The 15,929-nt window shown below is 52.2% G+C and carries 17 protein-coding genes; 15 read left to right on the plus strand and 2 right to left on the minus strand.

Going from position 1 to position 15,929, the window contains the following annotated elements; all coding sequences use genetic code 11:
• Window positions 1-140 precede the first annotated feature (140 nt).
• Window positions 141-1,481: a metalloprotease PmbA gene (pmbA, locus tag SGR01S_RS14580; RefSeq protein WP_061807819.1), complete on the plus strand. Its 1,341-nt coding sequence runs from the start codon at window positions 141-143 to the stop codon at window positions 1,479-1,481.
• Window positions 1,482-1,633: 152 nt separating this feature from the next.
• A complete protein-coding gene (cybC, locus tag SGR01S_RS14585) occupies window positions 1,634-2,020 on the plus strand; it encodes a cytochrome b562 (protein ID WP_037416274.1) in 387 nt (128 codons plus the stop codon).
• On the opposite strand, the gene SGR01S_RS14590 is transcribed toward cybC, so the two are convergent.
• Window positions 2,017-2,802, minus strand: coding sequence for an AraC family transcriptional regulator (locus tag SGR01S_RS14590; protein ID WP_037416277.1), 786 nt, complete (start codon window positions 2,800-2,802; stop codon window positions 2,017-2,019). The two genes, cybC and SGR01S_RS14590, sit on opposite strands and share 4 nt — an antisense overlap.
• Before the next feature lie 282 nt (window positions 2,803-3,084).
• Here SGR01S_RS14590 and SGR01S_RS14595 point away from each other — a divergent pair, with 282 nt between their 5' ends.
• The 3 genes from SGR01S_RS14595 to SGR01S_RS14605 are packed head-to-tail and all read left to right on the plus strand — an operon-like array spanning window position 3,085 to window position 6,198.
• Window positions 3,085-4,539 (plus strand): FAD/NAD(P)-binding protein, encoded by a 1,455-nt coding sequence (locus tag SGR01S_RS14595; protein ID WP_061807820.1) that lies wholly within the window; start codon window positions 3,085-3,087, stop codon window positions 4,537-4,539.
• Entirely contained in the window at window positions 4,536-5,417 is an 882-nt protein-coding gene (locus tag SGR01S_RS14600; protein ID WP_037416283.1) for a formyltransferase family protein, read from the plus strand. The genes SGR01S_RS14595 and SGR01S_RS14600 overlap by 4 nt, the downstream gene beginning before the upstream one ends.
• Window positions 5,410-6,198, plus strand: coding sequence for a sulfite exporter TauE/SafE family protein (locus SGR01S_RS14605; protein WP_061807821.1), 789 nt, complete (start codon window positions 5,410-5,412; stop codon window positions 6,196-6,198). The genes SGR01S_RS14600 and SGR01S_RS14605 overlap by 8 nt, the downstream gene beginning before the upstream one ends.
• 38 nt (window positions 6,199-6,236) lie before the next feature.
• Here SGR01S_RS14605 and rnk read toward each other — a convergent pair whose 3' ends face one another.
• Window positions 6,237-6,647, minus strand: a complete 411-nt coding sequence (gene rnk / locus SGR01S_RS14610) for a nucleoside diphosphate kinase regulator (RefSeq protein WP_020831894.1) — start codon at window positions 6,645-6,647, stop codon at window positions 6,237-6,239.
• Window positions 6,648-7,072: 425 nt separating this feature from the next.
• On the opposite strand from rnk, the gene SGR01S_RS14615 reads away from it, so the two are divergent.
• The 10 genes from SGR01S_RS14615 to SGR01S_RS14660 all read left to right on the plus strand — a co-directional run bounded on the left by SGR01S_RS14615 (window position 7,073) and on the right by SGR01S_RS14660 (window position 15,902).
• The gene (locus tag SGR01S_RS14615; protein ID WP_061807822.1) at window positions 7,073-7,420 is read left to right on the plus strand and encodes a glycine dehydrogenase; all 348 of its coding nucleotides are present in this window, start codon (window positions 7,073-7,075) and stop codon (window positions 7,418-7,420) included.
• A gap of 35 nt (window positions 7,421-7,455) precedes the next feature.
• Window positions 7,456-7,821, plus strand: coding sequence for a glycine-rich SFCGS family protein (locus SGR01S_RS14620; protein WP_012147075.1), 366 nt, complete (start codon window positions 7,456-7,458; stop codon window positions 7,819-7,821).
• Window positions 7,821-8,117: a DUF4312 family protein gene (locus tag SGR01S_RS14625; RefSeq protein ID WP_061807823.1), complete on the plus strand. Its 297-nt coding sequence runs from the start codon at window positions 7,821-7,823 to the stop codon at window positions 8,115-8,117. The genes SGR01S_RS14620 and SGR01S_RS14625 overlap by 1 nt, the downstream gene beginning before the upstream one ends.
• Window positions 8,118-8,147: 30 nt before the next feature.
• Complete coding sequence (locus SGR01S_RS14630; RefSeq protein ID WP_012147073.1) at window positions 8,148-8,924, plus strand: DUF4311 domain-containing protein; 777 nt, start codon at window positions 8,148-8,150, stop codon at window positions 8,922-8,924.
• An 11-nt stretch (window positions 8,925-8,935) separates the two neighbouring features.
• Window positions 8,936-9,586 (plus strand): DUF4310 family protein, encoded by a 651-nt coding sequence (locus tag SGR01S_RS14635; RefSeq protein ID WP_037416299.1) that lies wholly within the window; start codon window positions 8,936-8,938, stop codon window positions 9,584-9,586.
• A 62-nt stretch (window positions 9,587-9,648) separates the two neighbouring features.
• Window positions 9,649-10,788 carry an amidohydrolase/deacetylase family metallohydrolase gene (locus tag SGR01S_RS14640; RefSeq protein ID WP_061807824.1) on the plus strand — a complete coding sequence of 380 codons (1,140 nt, stop codon included), beginning with the start codon at window positions 9,649-9,651 and terminating at the stop codon, window positions 10,786-10,788.
• Entirely contained in the window at window positions 10,772-11,890 is a 1,119-nt protein-coding gene (locus tag SGR01S_RS14645) for a DgaE family pyridoxal phosphate-dependent ammonia lyase (RefSeq protein WP_037416304.1), read from the plus strand. The genes SGR01S_RS14640 and SGR01S_RS14645 overlap by 17 nt, the downstream gene beginning before the upstream one ends.
• Window positions 11,887-12,627 (plus strand): 2-dehydro-3-deoxy-phosphogluconate aldolase, encoded by a 741-nt coding sequence (gene dagF / locus SGR01S_RS14650; protein ID WP_061807825.1) that lies wholly within the window; start codon window positions 11,887-11,889, stop codon window positions 12,625-12,627. Before SGR01S_RS14645 ends, dagF begins: the two co-directional genes overlap by 4 nt.
• A 92-nt stretch (window positions 12,628-12,719) precedes the next feature.
• Entirely contained in the window at window positions 12,720-13,934 is a 1,215-nt protein-coding gene (locus tag SGR01S_RS14655; RefSeq protein ID WP_061807826.1) for a lactonase family protein, read from the plus strand.
• A gap of 51 nt (window positions 13,935-13,985) precedes the next feature.
• Complete coding sequence (locus SGR01S_RS14660) at window positions 13,986-15,902, plus strand: BglG family transcription antiterminator (RefSeq protein WP_061807827.1); 1,917 nt, start codon at window positions 13,986-13,988, stop codon at window positions 15,900-15,902.
• Window positions 15,903-15,929: the final 27 nt, after the last annotated feature.

The following is a 15,929-nucleotide window of genomic DNA, read 5'->3' on the forward strand; positions in this document are numbered from 1 at the left end:
TGCCGGCTTTATGCGAAATTCCACGCGGTTCCTGTTAGACTCAAAAGTATAAATCACATGATTTTTGCGCGTGACTCCACGCGCAACCACGCCGCCACGGCACTTTTCTCAACGATTTTCTGATTAAGTATGGCAGATTGATGAAAGTAGTCACTCAAGTTGCAGAACAGCGCAAGGCGCTGGAACAGGCCGTTTCACAGGCTTTGGAACTGGCACGCGCCGGCTCCGATGCGGCAGAAGTTGCCGTGACCAAATCTACCGGTATCAGCGTCAGCACCCGCTTCGGCGAGGTGGAGAACGTTGAGTTCAACAGCGATGGTGCGTTGGGCATTACTGTTTATCACCAACAGCGTAAAGGCAGTGCGTCTTCTACCGATCTCAGCCCGGATGCGATTGCGCGTACTGTGCAGGCAGCACTGGATATCGCCCGTTATACCTCGGTGGATCCTAACGCCGGCCCGGCAGAAAAAGATCTACTGGCGTTTGACGCACCGGATCTGGATCTGTTCCACCCAGAGGAACTGGACGCAGAGCGCGGTATCGAACTGGCTGCACGAGCCGAACAGGCGTCACTGGCCGCAGACAAACGTATTACCAATACCGAAGGGGGCAGTTTTAACAGCCACTATGGTATCAAGGTGTTCGGCAACAGCCACGGCATGTTGCAAAGTTACTGTTCCAGCCGGCATTCACTGTCTAGCTGCGTCATTGCGGAACAGGATGGTGATATGGAGCGTGATTACGCTTACACCATTGGCCGCGCGATGGGCGATCTGGAAAGCCCGGAATGGGTCGGGCAGGAATGTGCCCGTCGCACGCTGTTACGCCTGGCACCGCGTAAGCTGTCAACCATGACCGCACCGGTATTGTTTGCCTCTGAAGTCGCAACGGGGTTGTTCGGGCATTTGGTCGGTGCCATCAGTGGGAGCAGTGTTTACCGAAAATCCACTTATCTGTTGGATTCTTTGGGCAAACAAATCCTGCCGGACTGGCTGACTATCGAAGAGCACCCGCATTTGCTAAAAGGGCTGGCCTCTACGCCGTTCGACAGCGAGGGTGTCCGTACCCAACGCCGCGACATTGTCAAAGATGGCGTGTTGCAAACCTGGCTGATGACCAGCTATTCGGCGCGTAAGCTGGGTATGCACAGTACCGGCCATGCGGGCGGTATCCACAATTGGCGGATCAAAGGGCAGGGTAATGACTTTGCCGGTATGTTGAAGCAGTTGGGCACCGGTTTGGTGGTTACCGAACTGATGGGCCAGGGGGTCAGCGGCATTACCGGCGACTATTCTCGCGGTGCTGCGGGTTTCTGGGTAGAAAACGGCGAGATCCAATATCCGGTCAGCGAGATCACTATCGCGGGTAACCTGAAGGATATGTTGCGTAACATCGTCAGCGTGGGTAGCGATATCGAAACCCGCAGTAACATCCAGTGCGGTTCTGTGTTGTTGCCGGACATGAAAATCGCCGGTCAGTAATGTTTACCACGGCTGGCCGCTCCGGTTGCCAGCCGTCTCACTTCCCTTTCCCCCGTTTTAACCTTGCTTACAAATCTTCGGTTTCGGTTTTCACTTCACTTGCCTATGGTTAGGCTGGGTCAAATAAAACAATAACTGGAAGGTGAGCAAGCATGTCGAACAAACTGAAAGCGCTTATGGCATTGACGCTGCTGGGTGCCAGTTCACTGGCTGTCGCAGCCGATCTGGCCGACGATATGGATACCATATCGGGCAATTACAAAACGGTGCTGAGCACCGACTCCACGGACACAATGAAGCAAAGCTTGCAGAATATGCGTGCCGCTGCCGTAGATGCGAAGCAAAGTAAGCCACCAAAAATGGAAGATAAAGCGGCCAACAGCCCGGAGATAAAAGATTTCCATCACGGTTTGGATACGCTGATCGGCCAGATAGATCAATCGCTGGCGCTGGCTAATCAAGGCAAACTGGCCGAAGCCAAGCAAGTTGCGCAGGGCTTCAAGCAAACCCGCGACGTCAATCATAAGAAATTCCGCTAAGTCTTTTCGCGCCGTTCTGATGTCAGATAGCAGGACGGCGCTTGCCCCAGCACGCGTCGAAACATGGTTGCAAACGCCGCGCTGCTTTCATAACCCAATTCCAGAGCTACCTGCGTCACGCTGCTACCTTCGGCCAGTCGGGCCAATGCCAATACCACGCAGGCTCGTTGGCGCCATTGTGAAAATGACATGCCGGTTTGAGTGCGGAACAGGCGGCTGAAGCTACGGATACTCATGTACAGGCGTGCGGCCCATTCCTGCGGTGAGTCGTGGGCGTCAGGTTGTTGCAGGAAACGTTGGCACAGTTCACCCAACCGTGGGTCAGCAGGCAGCGGGATATGCAGGGGCAAGGACTGCAGATGAGCGAGCTCATGTAACAACAGACTAACCAGCGCGCCATCCCGGCCCTGTGGGTCGTATTCCAGAGGCATATCGACGGCTGCCATCAACAGTTGGCGCATGAGTGGCGTCACGCTAACCACTTGGCAAACCTGCGGTTGAGCGGGCAGTAGAGCCGTCGGCTCAATGTAGAGGCTCCGAGTAGTGACACCGACCATTCTGACCTCATGCGGCATTTGCGGTGGCAACCACACCGCCCGCTGCGGCGGCACAATCCAATTCCCCTGGCGGGTAAATACGTGCATCACACCGGTCGCGCCATACAGGAGTTGGGCGCGGCGGTGACTGTGCATGGGCAGCAGATGGCCTGATGGATAATCGGTGCCGATGGCGATCACTGGCCTTGGCACGTGGTCGAGGTCATCTATACGTACGTTGCGCATAAGCCCTATCGTTGAGCATGTTGGCCGAAATGCAATGATAGTTGGCCTTTCATATAAAGCAAGCCAATCGTCGTCGCTTTACTATCAAGGAAGAGAAATAACGCTGCCTTGGCAGTGAGATATTTTTATTGTTGATTGAACCCTCTTATTTTAAACGCCGGGGCAGGACGAGTTATCTCGTCTGCACAATACAAGAAGTTAATAAGGAATAAGTTGTCTTTTTATTCCAACACCTGAAGCAATAGTTCTTCTTTTAATGCTGTGACTATAAGGTGATATTTCATGTGTAAGATCGGTGTGATTGGTGGTGGGGCGGCTGGCATTTCCTTTGTTTACAATTTCATTAAGAATAAGTCTGTTAATAATTGCAATAAACATCTTTCGCTGAAGGTTTTTGACAAGCAAGGTTTTAACGGGGGCATGGCTTACAGCAGCGATTTCGATAGTCATATTTTAAATATGACGCCGGAGAACATGTCGGCAGATATTTTTGATCGTGCGCACTTTTCAGATTGGATCACTATGCATTTTCCTCGCTACACTAAAGACCGTTATCCACCGCGTTGGCTCTATAAAGAGTATCTCGATTTTATCCGTGATATGTCGGTCTTTATGGCGGCCGACAGCAACGTCACACTGAATTTCATTACCGCTGAAGTTGAGGAAATCGGCCCGCATCCTGCGGGATATTTGTTGACCGCAGCTGGTGGGATTGCAGAGCAGATGGATGCGTTGGTGCTGTGCTCGGGGCATAATGAAGCGGAAAGTCTGTATCCCATTGATGGCGTGATTTCTTATCAGGCGAATCGAGATCTTCCTGCTATTAACCCTGTTTCAGCAATTGGCGTGATTGGCTGTAGCCTAACGGCGATAGATGCCATTATTGAACTGATTGAGCGGGTGGGGGCGAGTAATATTTCGGCTTTGTCGCGTTCCGGATTGTTTCCCAGCGTACAACCTGCGCTGATGCGTGCACCGCCGCCAGAATTTAAGCAGCGATTGACCCGCTTTGTTGCCGACCATAACTATATCGATGCGCATCAGTTAGTTCACATGATTAATGCGGCACTGGAGCAATACTATCCTGGGCCAGAGCGGCTGACGGTATTGTCCTCTATGGGCACCGGTAGAGATTGTTATCGTGACCTGGCTGAAAGCCTCGACCGGGCACGTTTTGCCCGTGAGCATATCTGTAGCTACCTGGCCGCGATCCATCCTGCAGTGTGTGAAGCCTGGGTTAAAATGGATGAAAATAATCGACAAGTATTTATGCGCTTTTATAACTCTTCCTGGATGCGCAATCGGCACGCTATGCCATTAAAGAATGCTTATAAAATTATCACCGGATTAGAGTGCCAACGCTTACGCGCCTTTGGCGGCGTGGTAAATATTGAGAAGGATAATCAAGGGTTCAACGCTTTCTGCCACAATGCGACGGTACATACTCAATATTTACTTAATTGTACTGCCCCTTCATACCAAATGAAGCCAAACCGGTTAAATGGCACTCTGCTTCAAGGTGGACTGGTGCAGGAAAATATATTTGGTGGTGTGAAATGTAACCCTCTCACGCTTAAAGTCCCAGATGAACAGGGAAATGAACAAAACCTGTACTCTCTTGGCGCTCCTGCCAAAGGTGATCTTTTTTATACCTCGGCAATGGAATCCATTACCCGAGATATCAGCAAAATAGTTTTCAATAACAGCATATTTAATACAAAGAAGGCGATAGTATGAAAAACGTAGCGCTATTTGTTGGCAACGATATTTTTTCCTGGCTGGCATGTCAGGATGTTATTAGCGCCTTAAACAAGGAATGTGCCTTTACGGTTTATTTTCCATTGGTGAAAGCATCGCGCCGTTTCCAAGAGCCGGCTGTGCGGCAACTTGGCCTCTATGAACGCCAGGTACTGAATGACTTTGTTTTTCCCTTTGTCACCCGACATGCTGATATTTGCCAGGGCGCTTATCAGGCTCCGCAGGTTTTCCTGGCGGGCTCAGCAGTAAAGGCCCACCGTATTGCTGATATTAATGATGCAACTTTTATCAGCAGTTTGGGCAATATGGATGCGGTCATTTCATTGCGTTGTTATCAGAAATTCTCTGCAGATTATGTGCGGGCTTTCAGCCAGCGCGGTAAATTGCTGTGGAATCTTCATCCGGGGGATTTGCCACATTACCGCGGTGTCATGACACTGTTCCGCGCTATGGTCAACGGCGAGAAAAACTGTGCATTGACGCTGCATGAAATGGATGAGCAGTGGGATGCAGGCCCGGTGATCGCCCGCCAGTCGGCTGAACTGCGCTATGACCTTTCATTTTTGGAAAACATGATACTGCTGGGGTGCCGCTCTGGGGCATTTTTAGCGCACCATTTGATACGGGCGGATGAGCGGGAAGCGATAACCGTTGAGCTACAGGGCGACTACCGTTACTGGGGATTTCCGGACGCACACTCTTTGGCGCAGGCCGAGGCGCTTGGGATTGAACTGATCGACCATGATGCAATTCGCCGCCATTATCTGTCTCTGTTTGTGGGTGATGAGTTCCATGAACTGGCGGGCCAGTTCGCTGCTGGTTTCGATGATTTCATTCGGGCGCATAGCCATGATTGAGATGTTGGTCATTCTTGGTGCCGGTTTTATTACCGGCATTACCACCATTTTATTCGGCTTCGGTGGCGGCTTCGTGGTGGTACCTTTTGTTTATCATCTGGTTGCCTCTTCGGGTGAACAGTCAGGTCAAGCGATGCATGTCGCAGTGGCAACCTCAACGGCGGTGATGATCCTGAACGCGGGCTATGCCACTTTCACTAACTGGCGTAGTGGTAATCTGCTGCGTGAAACCATTGTTCCGCTGGTTTATTTTATCGCTATTGGCGCTGCATTGGGGGCTTTTGCCTCAAGCCTGCTGGAAGACGGCGTGGTTAGGCTACTGTTTGTAATTTATATGCTGGTGACGATTGCGGACTGTCTGTTCAGGCGGGGTTTTTTGGTCAAACCGCCTCGTGCGGCCTTGTCTAAGGTGACGCTATTTGTCGGTGGTCCGCTCATTGGGGTGATTGCGACGATGCTCGGCGTGGGAGGGAGCGTGCTAACCGTGCCTTTATTACGCCGACATGGTTATGAGATGAAACATTGCGTCAGCGCAGCCAATCCGCTGTCGATCCCGGTCGCTATCATTGGTGCACTGATGTATGTCGCTTTGGGCTGGCAGGAAATGACTGGGCCGCAGTATCTGGGTTATGTCAATCTGACCATTCTGGGGTTGCTTGTAGCGGCAGGTATTATGGGGATTGCGTTCGCCAAAAAATGGTTGCCGAAGGTTAATGACAGGCTGCATGCCAGAATTTACGTGCTGCTGTTGATCGTCGTACTGGTCGCCATCAGCTTATAAATGCAGAAAGGGCGGTTGGTCACCGCCCTGAAAACCGCTTAGCGGTGATATTCACCCGCCGCTTCCGGCTGGTACAACAGTTCCAGCACTTCAATACGCGCTTCTTCACCGTTCGGCAACTGCCAGGTAATCTGGTTGCCAATGTGCATGCCCAGTAGCGCTGCGCCTAACGGCGCCATCACTGAAAGCTGCTCGTGGCTATCTTTCAGCGACGCCGGGTAAACCAGCGTACGCACATGTTCTTCTGCAGTATGCAGATCGCGGAAACGCACGCGGCTGTTCATGGTCACCACGTTGGCCGGGATCTGGGACGGCGGCAGGATTTCGGCGCGATCCAGTTCGATGTTCAGCGCGGCGGCGACGTCGGTGTTGGCAAAGGCCGGTTGTTCCAATAGCGCATCCAGGCGTTCCGCATCCAGCTCATTAATAGTAATGGTTGGCTTGGTCATTCCACTCTCCAGTCAAATCAAAAGGCGACGGGTTACGCGCCCATAAATTCGGAAAAACAGCACAAAAGCAACACCCCCGCGCCAGAGGAGCGGGGGTGTTGTTGATGTCGAATTGTCTTACCGATAGTAGGCGGTTAAGCGGGGAAAAGAAAGAGATCCCGATCACGAAGCTTTTCACCGCCGCCGGGTTAACTGGAAACAGCTTGTGGGGTTATCTTTTTGTAATTTAATTGAATTATCTAATAAATCCTTATTTTGCGAAATGGATCCCTGATGGTCACTGAATTTCCACTTCCAACTGGAAAAAAACACGCTACACAGAAAATCGTCCTGGGGTTAGGGTAAAGACATCAGAGAAGGCGGGTTATTCAAGTGATGCGCTGTGAGATTGACAGAATCATGTTGGGATCTAGGGGTACTGAAAAGTGAATGATGGATCTGCTGCGATAGAAAAGAATGAACAGCCTGATGTCAGCATGGCCGGGGCGATAACTGAGCAGGTACTGTCAGATATTACCACTATGCTGAATGAAGACGGTATTTATACCAATGCGGTACAGCAACAGATGTTGGAATCTCATATTCGCGCCATGGTATTGCGCTCAATAACAGGTGAGCCATTACCGGAAGTTGATAAGTCACTGTTTGATGAGATCTCAGCGGAATCAATGCAAATGGCTGAAAGAGTGGTCGATCAGTTTACCACTCTTCCGATCGAAGAGGCTTATTTGCTGTCCGTGCATTTCGAAGTAGCAAAAGATAATAACCAATAGCCGTTAGCGAATTAAATTAATCAGGAGAAAATACCATGGGTCAGATTACTGTAGTGATTGGCGATCGTTTGGGTAAAGGTCAGAAAGTGGGTCAGGGCATTGAAAATGCAGGTGGAAAAGCCATTGTGATCCCTGGCGTAGCGGCAGATATGAAGCTGGGCGATGTGATGAAAGCGGAAGGTGCACAGTTAGGAATCTCTTTCTGTGGCAGTGGCGGTGCCGGCGCGATTACTGCACAAACAAAATACGGTTACAAAGCCAAATACGGTATGCGCTCCATTGATGAAGGCGTGACGGCAATTAACGAAGGTTGCACGGTGTTAGGTTTTGGTTTTATGGATAAAGAAGAACTGGGTCAGAGACTGGTTGAAGCCTACGTTAAAAAACACGGCAATCCGTAATGAAAGAACAATATACAACGTCGGTAAAGGTGGAGGGTAAGGGCGACAGCAAAGCGAAAGCTTTTGCTTCCGCCTTGGCCAACGTACAGGGCGCGGTATTAAAATCCACCAGTAATATTCTGCTGCGTATTGAACCGCAGGATGTCAGCGTATTAAGAGCGGAAGAGAAAATAACAAAAGAAAAGTTTCTATTCTTCTTTCTACCGCGCGAAAGAAAGAATTATTCCGTATCTCTGGAAATAACCGTGAACGTGACAATCATCAATACAGAAAAAGTTGTCTTCGTCACGAAATAAAAACGTTAGCATAAATCAAAGGGTATACTGATGTTTTTAATCATCTTATTTAAGTCGCTTATTATCGGCGGACTGGTGGGGGTTGGCGTAGGGGCCGGCGCCGCACGCATGTTCCATGCCCCAACCACTCAGGGCATGGGCGCTTTCCGTACCTTGGGCGAGCTGAACTCCTGCGAGGGCGATCCGGCTTCCCACTTTTCATTCGGTCTGGGCTTCTTCTTCAACGCCTGGGCGTCTTCCGTGGCGGCGGGTGCCTTCACGCAGGACGTTGACCACCGCATCATCCCACACTGGGGTGCGGCAGCGTTGATGGTCAAAAACCGCAACCTGGCGCAAACGCTGCACGACCCGAAAAAAATGGCTATCGCCTGCGGCATTATCGGCATGCTGGTGGTGGCTTTCCTCAATACTACCGCCTCCGCAGTGCCTGCTGCACTGCAAGTCACGGCGATTAAAGTGCTGGTGCCGGCAGCTAACCTGCTGGTGAATACCGTGATGCCGGTGATCTTCTGGCTGGCGGCGATCGACGCCGGGCGTCGTTCTGGCTTCTGGGGCACCATCTTTGGCGGTCTGGCGCAGTTGATCATGGGCAATGCCGTTCCGGGTCTGGTATTGGGCATCCTGATCGGTAAAGGCGTCGAAGAAAGCGGATGGAACAAAATCACCAAGATCATGATGGCGGTGATCGTGCTGTTGTTCGTGCTGAGCGGCTTCTTCCGCGGCTTCGACATGAAAGTCCTCGAGTCCTTCAGCCTCGGCGTACCGGGCTGGCTTGACGCCATTCACAATACCCTGAGCGGTAAATAAGGAGCTGGAAAATGGAAGAACAAACCCAAAAAGGCTTCTGGTATGCCGACTGGTCATTCCCGATTTTTGTTGGCCTGCTCTCTTCCGGCGTGTTTGCCGGGACGCACATGTACTACCTGTACGGCATCGGCGCATTTAACGAAGTCGCCTTTGTTTCTATGCTGCGTGCCGGGATGGATACCGGTGTTTATGGTGCTGTAGCGGCATTCGGTGCCAGCTTCCTGTTTGCGCGCATCATCGAAGGCTCGCTGGTGGGGATCCTGGACATCGGAGGTGCGATCCAGACAGGTGTTGGGTTGGGTGTTCCTGCACTGTTGCTCGGGGCGGGGATCATCTTCCCGGTGGCGAACTTTGCTGCGTCGCTGATAACCGGTTTGGTAATTGGTTTGGCGATTGGCTACCTGATCATCCTGGCGCGTAAATTTACCATCAACCAGAGCAACTCTACCTACGGGGCTGATGTGATGATGGGGGCAGGTAACTCCTCTGGGCGTTTCCTGGGGCCATTGATCATCCTGTCTGCAATGACTGCCTCAATTCCTATTGGTATAGGTTCACTGCTCGGCGCACTGTTGTTCTATATCTGGAACAAGCCAATCACCGGTGGGGCGATCCTCGGCGCGATGTTGTTAGGGGCCATTTTCCCTGTCGCCATCGCTTAAATGCGACTGTGATTGTTGGGGAGCGGCACGCCGCTCCCCTGCTTGAAAAGGAGTAATGCAGTATGTATGACTTAGTAATCAGACGCGCCAGACTGGTGGATGACCAGCTGGTCGATATAGCAGTTCAGGACGGCAAGATTGCCGAGGTTGGACAGTTAGCCGACGACGTCTGCGCCCATCGGCAACTGGATCTGGCGGGCAACTGTCTCTTGAGCGCCGGCTGGATCGACTCCCACGTGCATTGTTACCCTTCTTCGCCGATTTACCATGACGAACCGGACCTGGTTGGCACGGCCTGCGGCGTCACGACAGTGATCGACGCCGGTAGTACCGGTACCGATGACGTCGAGGCGTTTTATGCGCTGACGCGCAATGCTAAAACCAATGTCTTCGCCTTTCTAAATATTTCACGCATCGGTTTGTTGCGGCAAAACGAGTTGGCCGATTTGGCCGATATCGATAAGCAAAAAGTCAGCCAAGCTATCGGCAAACATCCGGGTTTTATCATCGGTATAAAGGCACGCATGAGCAGTAGCGTAGTCGGCCAGAATGGCACCCGGCCATTGGTGCTTGCCAAAGAGATCCAGCAGGAAAATAACCAATTACCATTGATGGTGCATATCGGTAATAACCCACCGGATCTCGATGAGATAGCCGATCTGCTGACCCGTGGCGACATTATTACCCACTGCTACAACGGCAAGCCAAATCGCATTCTGACGCCTGCCGGTACGCTGCGTGAGTCCATTCAGCGTGCATTGAAGCGTGGCGTGTTGCTCGACGTTGGCCACGGTACCGCCAGCTTTAGCTTTGAGGTCGCCCGGCAGGCGATAGCACTGGGTATTTTGCCGCATACCATCAGTTCCGATATTTACTGTCGCAACCGCATGGCTGGCCCAGTACACAGTCTGGCGACGGTGATGTCCAAATTCTTCAGTGTCGGTCTGTCTCTCCCGCAGGTGATTGCCTGCGTAACGGAGAATGCTGCCTCGGCGCTGCGTCTGAACAATAAAGGTCGCCTCGCACCAGGCTATGACGCTGATTTCACCCTGTTTGAACTCCACCAAGGGCCACAGGTGTTCGCTGATTCAGAAGGGCAATCAGTTGCTGGACAACAGTTGCTGGTTCCACTGGCTGCCGTCGTGGCCGGTGAAATCCTATTAACCGATGAAGGGAAAGCCGCTCATGTCTTCAATCTATGAAAAATATAATTTAAAACAGGTCATTAATACTTCCGGTCGCATGACTATGCTCGGTGTATCTACGCCGCGCCAGGATGTCATTGACGCCGTTGACTATGGCCTGAATCACTATTTTGAAATCAAGGATCTGGTTGATAAGACTGGCGCCTATATTGCCAACCTGCTGAATGTTGAAGCTGCGGTGATCGTTTCCTGCGCTTCGGCAGGCATCGCCCAATCGGTGGCGGCATTGATTGTGAAAGACAATGCCAACCTGTTGGTGAACTTGCACTCAGCACCTATTACCGTTCCACGTGAGATTGTGCTGCCACGTGGTCATAACGTTAACTTTGGTGCACCGGTTGACACCATGGTGGCGCTGGGCGGCGGTAAGGTTGTGGAGGCGGGCTACGCTAATGAATGTTCTGCTGAACAGCTTGAAGCCTGCATCACGCCTCAGACTGCGGCCATTCTCTACATCAAATCACACCACTGTGTGCAGAAAAGCATTCTTTCTGTTGAGCAGGCGGTCGTGGTGGCACGTAAACATAACCTGCCGCTTATTGTTGATGCCGCCGCGGAAGAAGATCTGCTGTGTTACTACCAAATGGGAGCCGACCTGGTGGTTTACAGCGGCGCCAAAGCTATCGAAGGCCCAACCAGCGGTCTGGTGATCGGTAAAAAACAGTATGTTGAATGGGTGAAGCTGCAATCTGGCGGCATCGGCCGAGCGATGAAGGTCGGCAAAGAGGGCATTCTAGGTCTGACTCAGGCGATAGAGAGCTATTTGACGCTGGAAAAAACCACCGGTCAGCAAATGGTTGAAAGAATGACGCCGTTTATCGATAGCCTCAATACATTGACCGGCATCAGCGCCAAAACCGTTTGGGACAGCGCCGGTCGCGATATCGCGCGGGCGGAAATCACCTTTGACGAAGCGGTGCTTGGGCGTTCGACCTACGACATCGTACAGGCGTTGAAAACTGGCGATATCGCTATCTACTTCCGTGGCTATAAGGCTAACGAAGGCAAGATTGAAGTGGATGTGCGCAGTGTTGACCAGCAACAACTGATGACCGTCTTCACCTGTATTAAAAATCTGTTTACGGAGAAACAAGCATGAAGCTGCAACCTAACTACTATCGCGATCGCGTATGCCTCAACGTATTGGCCGGTTCAAAAGACAATGCGCAGGACATTTATGCGGCGGCGGAAGGGCATGTGCTGGTGGGCGTTCTGTCTAAGAACTATCCAGATGTCGACAGCGCGGTGGCTGACATGCAGCGCTATGCGCGGCTGATTGAGAATGCGCTGTCGGTAGGGTTGGGCGCGGGCGATCCGAAACAATCGGCGATGGTCAGCCTGATTTCTCAACGGGTGCAGCCACAACACGTGAACCAGGTATTTACCGGTGTCGGTGCCAGCCGCGCGCTGCTGGGCCAAAATGACAGCGTGGTCAATGGCCTGGTGTCACCTACTGGTCGCGTCGGCTGGGTGAAAATCTCGACCGGCCCGCTGAGTGCTGCGGCACCGGACGGTATCGTGCCGGTGGAAACCGCCATTGCCCTGTTAAAAGATATGGGTGGCAGCTCGATCAAGTATTTCCCAATGGGTGGGCTGGCATGCAAAGAGGAATATCAGTATGTGGCCCAGGCCTGTGCTGAGCATGACTTTATGCTGGAGCCGACCGGCGGTATCGATCTTGAAAACTTCGAGCCGATCGTCGAGATCGCATTGGCTGTCGGTGTGAAACGAGTGATCCCACATATCTACAGCTCAATCATTGATTCCGCCACCGGCAACACTCGCCCACAGGACGTTAAAACCCTGCTGGCAATCACCAAAAAGCTGGTCGGGTAAACGCATTATCGGATGACGTAAGGCAGGGAGGCGACAGGTTCTGTATCCGCAGGCGCGGGCACGCCGCGCCGCTATCTATCATAAGGATAACTATGCGAAACTGGCAGTCTCCACCCCTACGCACCGCGTTAACCCTAGCGCTACTGGCGATGGCCAGCCCGGTGCTGCATGCTGAGGATGCAATGAAATCTACGTCATCTCATTTTGCTTATATCGGTACTTACAATCCCAACGGTGAAGGCGTTTACCGCGTGCAGGTTGATTCGGCCAGCGGTGTGTTGAGCGCCAGAACGCTGGTCAGTAAACAGAGTAATCCAGCACAGCTTACCGTAGATGCCAAAGGCCAGACGCTGTATGTCGCCAGTGAAGTGGCGGACTTTAATGGCACTAAACACGGCGGCATTATTGCTTACCATATCAACCCGGTTGATGGTGGGCTGACGCAGCTTAATCAGGTCGATTCCCAAGGCGCGGGGCCGGTATATCTTTCTCCGACGCCTAACGGCCGCCATCTCCTGGTAGCGAACTACGTCAGCGGTACCGTGGCGGTATTCCCGATTGAGAGTGATGGCAAGCTGGGTAACGCCAGCTCAGTGCAGCAACAGCAAGGGCCAGCCGGTACCGGCAAGCCGGAAGGCGCGGTGGAAGGCAGTTTTGCGATCAGCGACCACAATGGTCCGCATGCACATATGATCGCCAGCGATCCGAGCGGTAAGTATGTGTTTTCAACCGATCTGGGGCTGGATCGTATCTATCAATGGCGCTTTGATGATGCCAGCGGTCAACTGACGCCGAATGATCCACCGTGGATCGCGGCATCGTCTGCCGGCGCAGGTCCACGTCACTTTGTGTTCCACCCGGACGGCAAAACGTTGCTGTTGGTGAATGAAGAAGCCTCGACGCTGACCAGCTACCGTTTTGATAACCAAAAAGGTACTCTGAAACAGCAGCATGTTGTGTCTTCACTGCCCGCTGATTATAAGGGCACTAACTTTGCAGCAGGCCTGGTCCTGAGCGAAGACGGCAAAAATCTGTATGTTGCTAACCGGCTCCACAACAGCATTGGACAGTTCAGTGTTGGCCCTGACGGCGAGCTGCACGCGGTGGCTGAAATCTGGACGCGTGGTGATTACCCACGGTCATTGACGCTGAGCCCGGACGGTCACTTTCTGTATGCGATGAACCAACGCAGCGATAACGTTACCCGCTTCAGTGTAGATAAAGCCAGTGGCAAGCTCAGCTTTGTTGAAGGCTATACGCCGGTAGGCAGCCCATCGCAAATGGTGTTCTTGCCGCTCGCGAAGTAACCCGCTGCCCGTCTGACTCCCCAGGCGGGCACTTTAATTGACGGAAAGAGAATGGTGCGATTTCCCTACCCGCGTTTGGCCTATCTGTTTGATGCTTTACAGTCTGAGACTTTGCCACAAGACGAGTTGGCGAAGCGTTTCGCTGTGTCCACCCGGACCGTGCGTGCCGATATCACTGCACTGAACGACATTCTGGAAAAATACGGCGCCCACTTTGTGCATAACCGTGGTGCGGGCTATCACTTACAGATAGATGACGCCGTACTGTTCAGCGCCTTACAGCATCAAGAACGCAAAAAGCATGCGACTCCACGCAGTGCACAGGAGCGGGTGCACTATCTGCTGATTCGTTTTTTGACCTCAGCTTTTTCTCTAAAGCTTGAAGATTTAGCCGATGAATGGTTTGTCAGCCGCGGTACGCTGCAAAACGACATGGCTGAGGTGAGAGAGCGCCTGGTGCACTACCAGTTAACCATTGAAACCAAACCGCGCTATGGCATGAAGCTGTTCGGTTCGGAGATGGCGATCCGCGCCTGTCTGACCGATCTGTTATTCCAGTTGCATTTGGCCGATGCCGAAAATCCACTGCTCAACAATGAGATCCTGCGGCAACCGCAGGTGACGACCTTTGCCGGTTTACTGCATCCGTTGCTGTCGCAATATGCCATTCGTCTGACGGACGAAGGTGAGCAGTATCTGATTTTCTACTGTGCAGTGGCGCTGCGACGCATTACCGACGGTTATCCGTTGCCGGACTTTGACGTTGAGGATGGTGATGATGCTGTGCGCAAGGTCTCTACCTGGTTGGCAAGTGAGCTGCGTAAAGCTAGCGGGAAAGATATATCAATGGCGGAAGAGGCCTACTTGCGGGTGAATATTGCTGCGCGCCGGGTTCAAGAGGTGCAGCCGACGGAGATCAATGCTGACGATGAAGAAGCGCTGGTGGATTACATTCTGTCGTACATCAACGCGCACTATAACTACAATCTGCAGGGCGACACACAGCTGCGAGCCGATCTGCTCACCCATATCAAGACCATGATTACCCGGGTGAAATACCAGATTAATATCCCCAATCCACTGCTGGCGAATATCAAGCAGCATTACCCGATGGCCTATGATGTGACATTGGCAGCAGTGTCTAGCTGGGGGAAATACACGCCTTATACCCTGAGCGAGAACGAGATTGGGTACCTGGTGCTGCACATTGGGGTTGGTCTGGAACGGCATTACAACATTGGCTATGAGCGGCACCCACAGGTGATGTTGGTATGTGACACCGGCAACTCGACGGTGCGGATGATCCAGGCACAGATCGCACGTAAGTACCCGCAACTGGTAATGACGCGGATCGTTTCGCTACGTGATTACGAGGTGCTCAACCACATTGACGAAGATTTTGTTATTTCTAACGCGCGGGTCAGCGAAAAGAACAAACCTGTTGTTGTGATGTCACCGTTCCCGACTGAATATCAGCTCGAGCAGCTCGGCAAGTTGGTCCTGGTGGATCGAACCAAACCTTACATGTTGGAAAAGTTCTTCGATGCTGATCACTTCATGGTGGTGAACGAACCGCTGACCCAGGCGCAATTGTTCCAGAAAGTCTGTAGCCAGCTTGAGCGTGAAGGCTATGTTGGCGATGATTTTTATCCGTCGGTAGTGGAGCGCGAAACCATTGTTTCCACGATGTTGGGCGAAGGCATTGCCCTGCCGCACTCACTAGGCTTGCTGGCGAAAAAAACCGTGGTGGTGACGTTGCTGGCGCCACAGGGCGTCGTCTGGGGAGACGGTGAGATCGCTCACGTGATCTTCTTGCTGGCAATCAGCAAAAGTGACTATGAAGAAGCGATGGCGATCTATGATCTGTTCGTCACCTTCGTGCGTGAACGATCGATGAGTCGTCTGCTGGGCAGTGACAATTTTGATAGTTTTAAGGCAGTGGCGTTAGACTGTTTGAGTCGGATCTAGCGGCAGGAGTGATATGTTTTGAAGCAG

This window comes from Serratia grimesii NBRC 13537 (genome assembly GCF_001590905.1).
In the GTDB taxonomy this organism is placed as follows: domain Bacteria; phylum Pseudomonadota; class Gammaproteobacteria; order Enterobacterales; family Enterobacteriaceae; genus Serratia; species Serratia grimesii.

Excerpts from the sequence above, each read along its gene's own strand:
- pmbA (WP_061807819.1), top strand. The coding sequence starts at position 141 with ATGAAAGTAGTCACTCAAGTTGCAGAACAGCGCAAGGCGCTGGAACAG.
- cybC (WP_037416274.1), top strand. The coding sequence starts at position 1,634 with ATGTCGAACAAACTGAAAGCGCTTATGGCATTGACGCTGCTGGGTGCC.
- SGR01S_RS14590 (WP_037416277.1), bottom strand. The coding sequence starts at position 2,802 with ATGCGCAACGTACGTATAGATGACCTCGACCACGTGCCAAGGCCAGTG.
- SGR01S_RS14595 (WP_061807820.1), top strand. The coding sequence starts at position 3,085 with ATGTGTAAGATCGGTGTGATTGGTGGTGGGGCGGCTGGCATTTCCTTT.
- SGR01S_RS14600 (WP_037416283.1), top strand. The coding sequence starts at position 4,536 with ATGAAAAACGTAGCGCTATTTGTTGGCAACGATATTTTTTCCTGGCTG.
- SGR01S_RS14605 (WP_061807821.1), top strand. The coding sequence starts at position 5,410 with ATGATTGAGATGTTGGTCATTCTTGGTGCCGGTTTTATTACCGGCATT.
- rnk (WP_020831894.1), bottom strand. The coding sequence starts at position 6,647 with ATGACCAAGCCAACCATTACTATTAATGAGCTGGATGCGGAACGCCTG.
- SGR01S_RS14620 (WP_012147075.1), top strand. The coding sequence starts at position 7,456 with ATGGGTCAGATTACTGTAGTGATTGGCGATCGTTTGGGTAAAGGTCAG.
- SGR01S_RS14625 (WP_061807823.1), top strand. The coding sequence starts at position 7,821 with ATGAAAGAACAATATACAACGTCGGTAAAGGTGGAGGGTAAGGGCGAC.
- SGR01S_RS14630 (WP_012147073.1), top strand. The coding sequence starts at position 8,148 with ATGTTTTTAATCATCTTATTTAAGTCGCTTATTATCGGCGGACTGGTG.
- SGR01S_RS14635 (WP_037416299.1), top strand. The coding sequence starts at position 8,936 with ATGGAAGAACAAACCCAAAAAGGCTTCTGGTATGCCGACTGGTCATTC.
- SGR01S_RS14640 (WP_061807824.1), top strand. The coding sequence starts at position 9,649 with ATGTATGACTTAGTAATCAGACGCGCCAGACTGGTGGATGACCAGCTG.
- SGR01S_RS14645 (WP_037416304.1), top strand. The coding sequence starts at position 10,772 with ATGTCTTCAATCTATGAAAAATATAATTTAAAACAGGTCATTAATACT.
- dagF (WP_061807825.1), top strand. The coding sequence starts at position 11,887 with ATGAAGCTGCAACCTAACTACTATCGCGATCGCGTATGCCTCAACGTA.
- SGR01S_RS14655 (WP_061807826.1), top strand. The coding sequence starts at position 12,720 with ATGCGAAACTGGCAGTCTCCACCCCTACGCACCGCGTTAACCCTAGCG.
- SGR01S_RS14660 (WP_061807827.1), top strand. The coding sequence starts at position 13,986 with ATGGTGCGATTTCCCTACCCGCGTTTGGCCTATCTGTTTGATGCTTTA.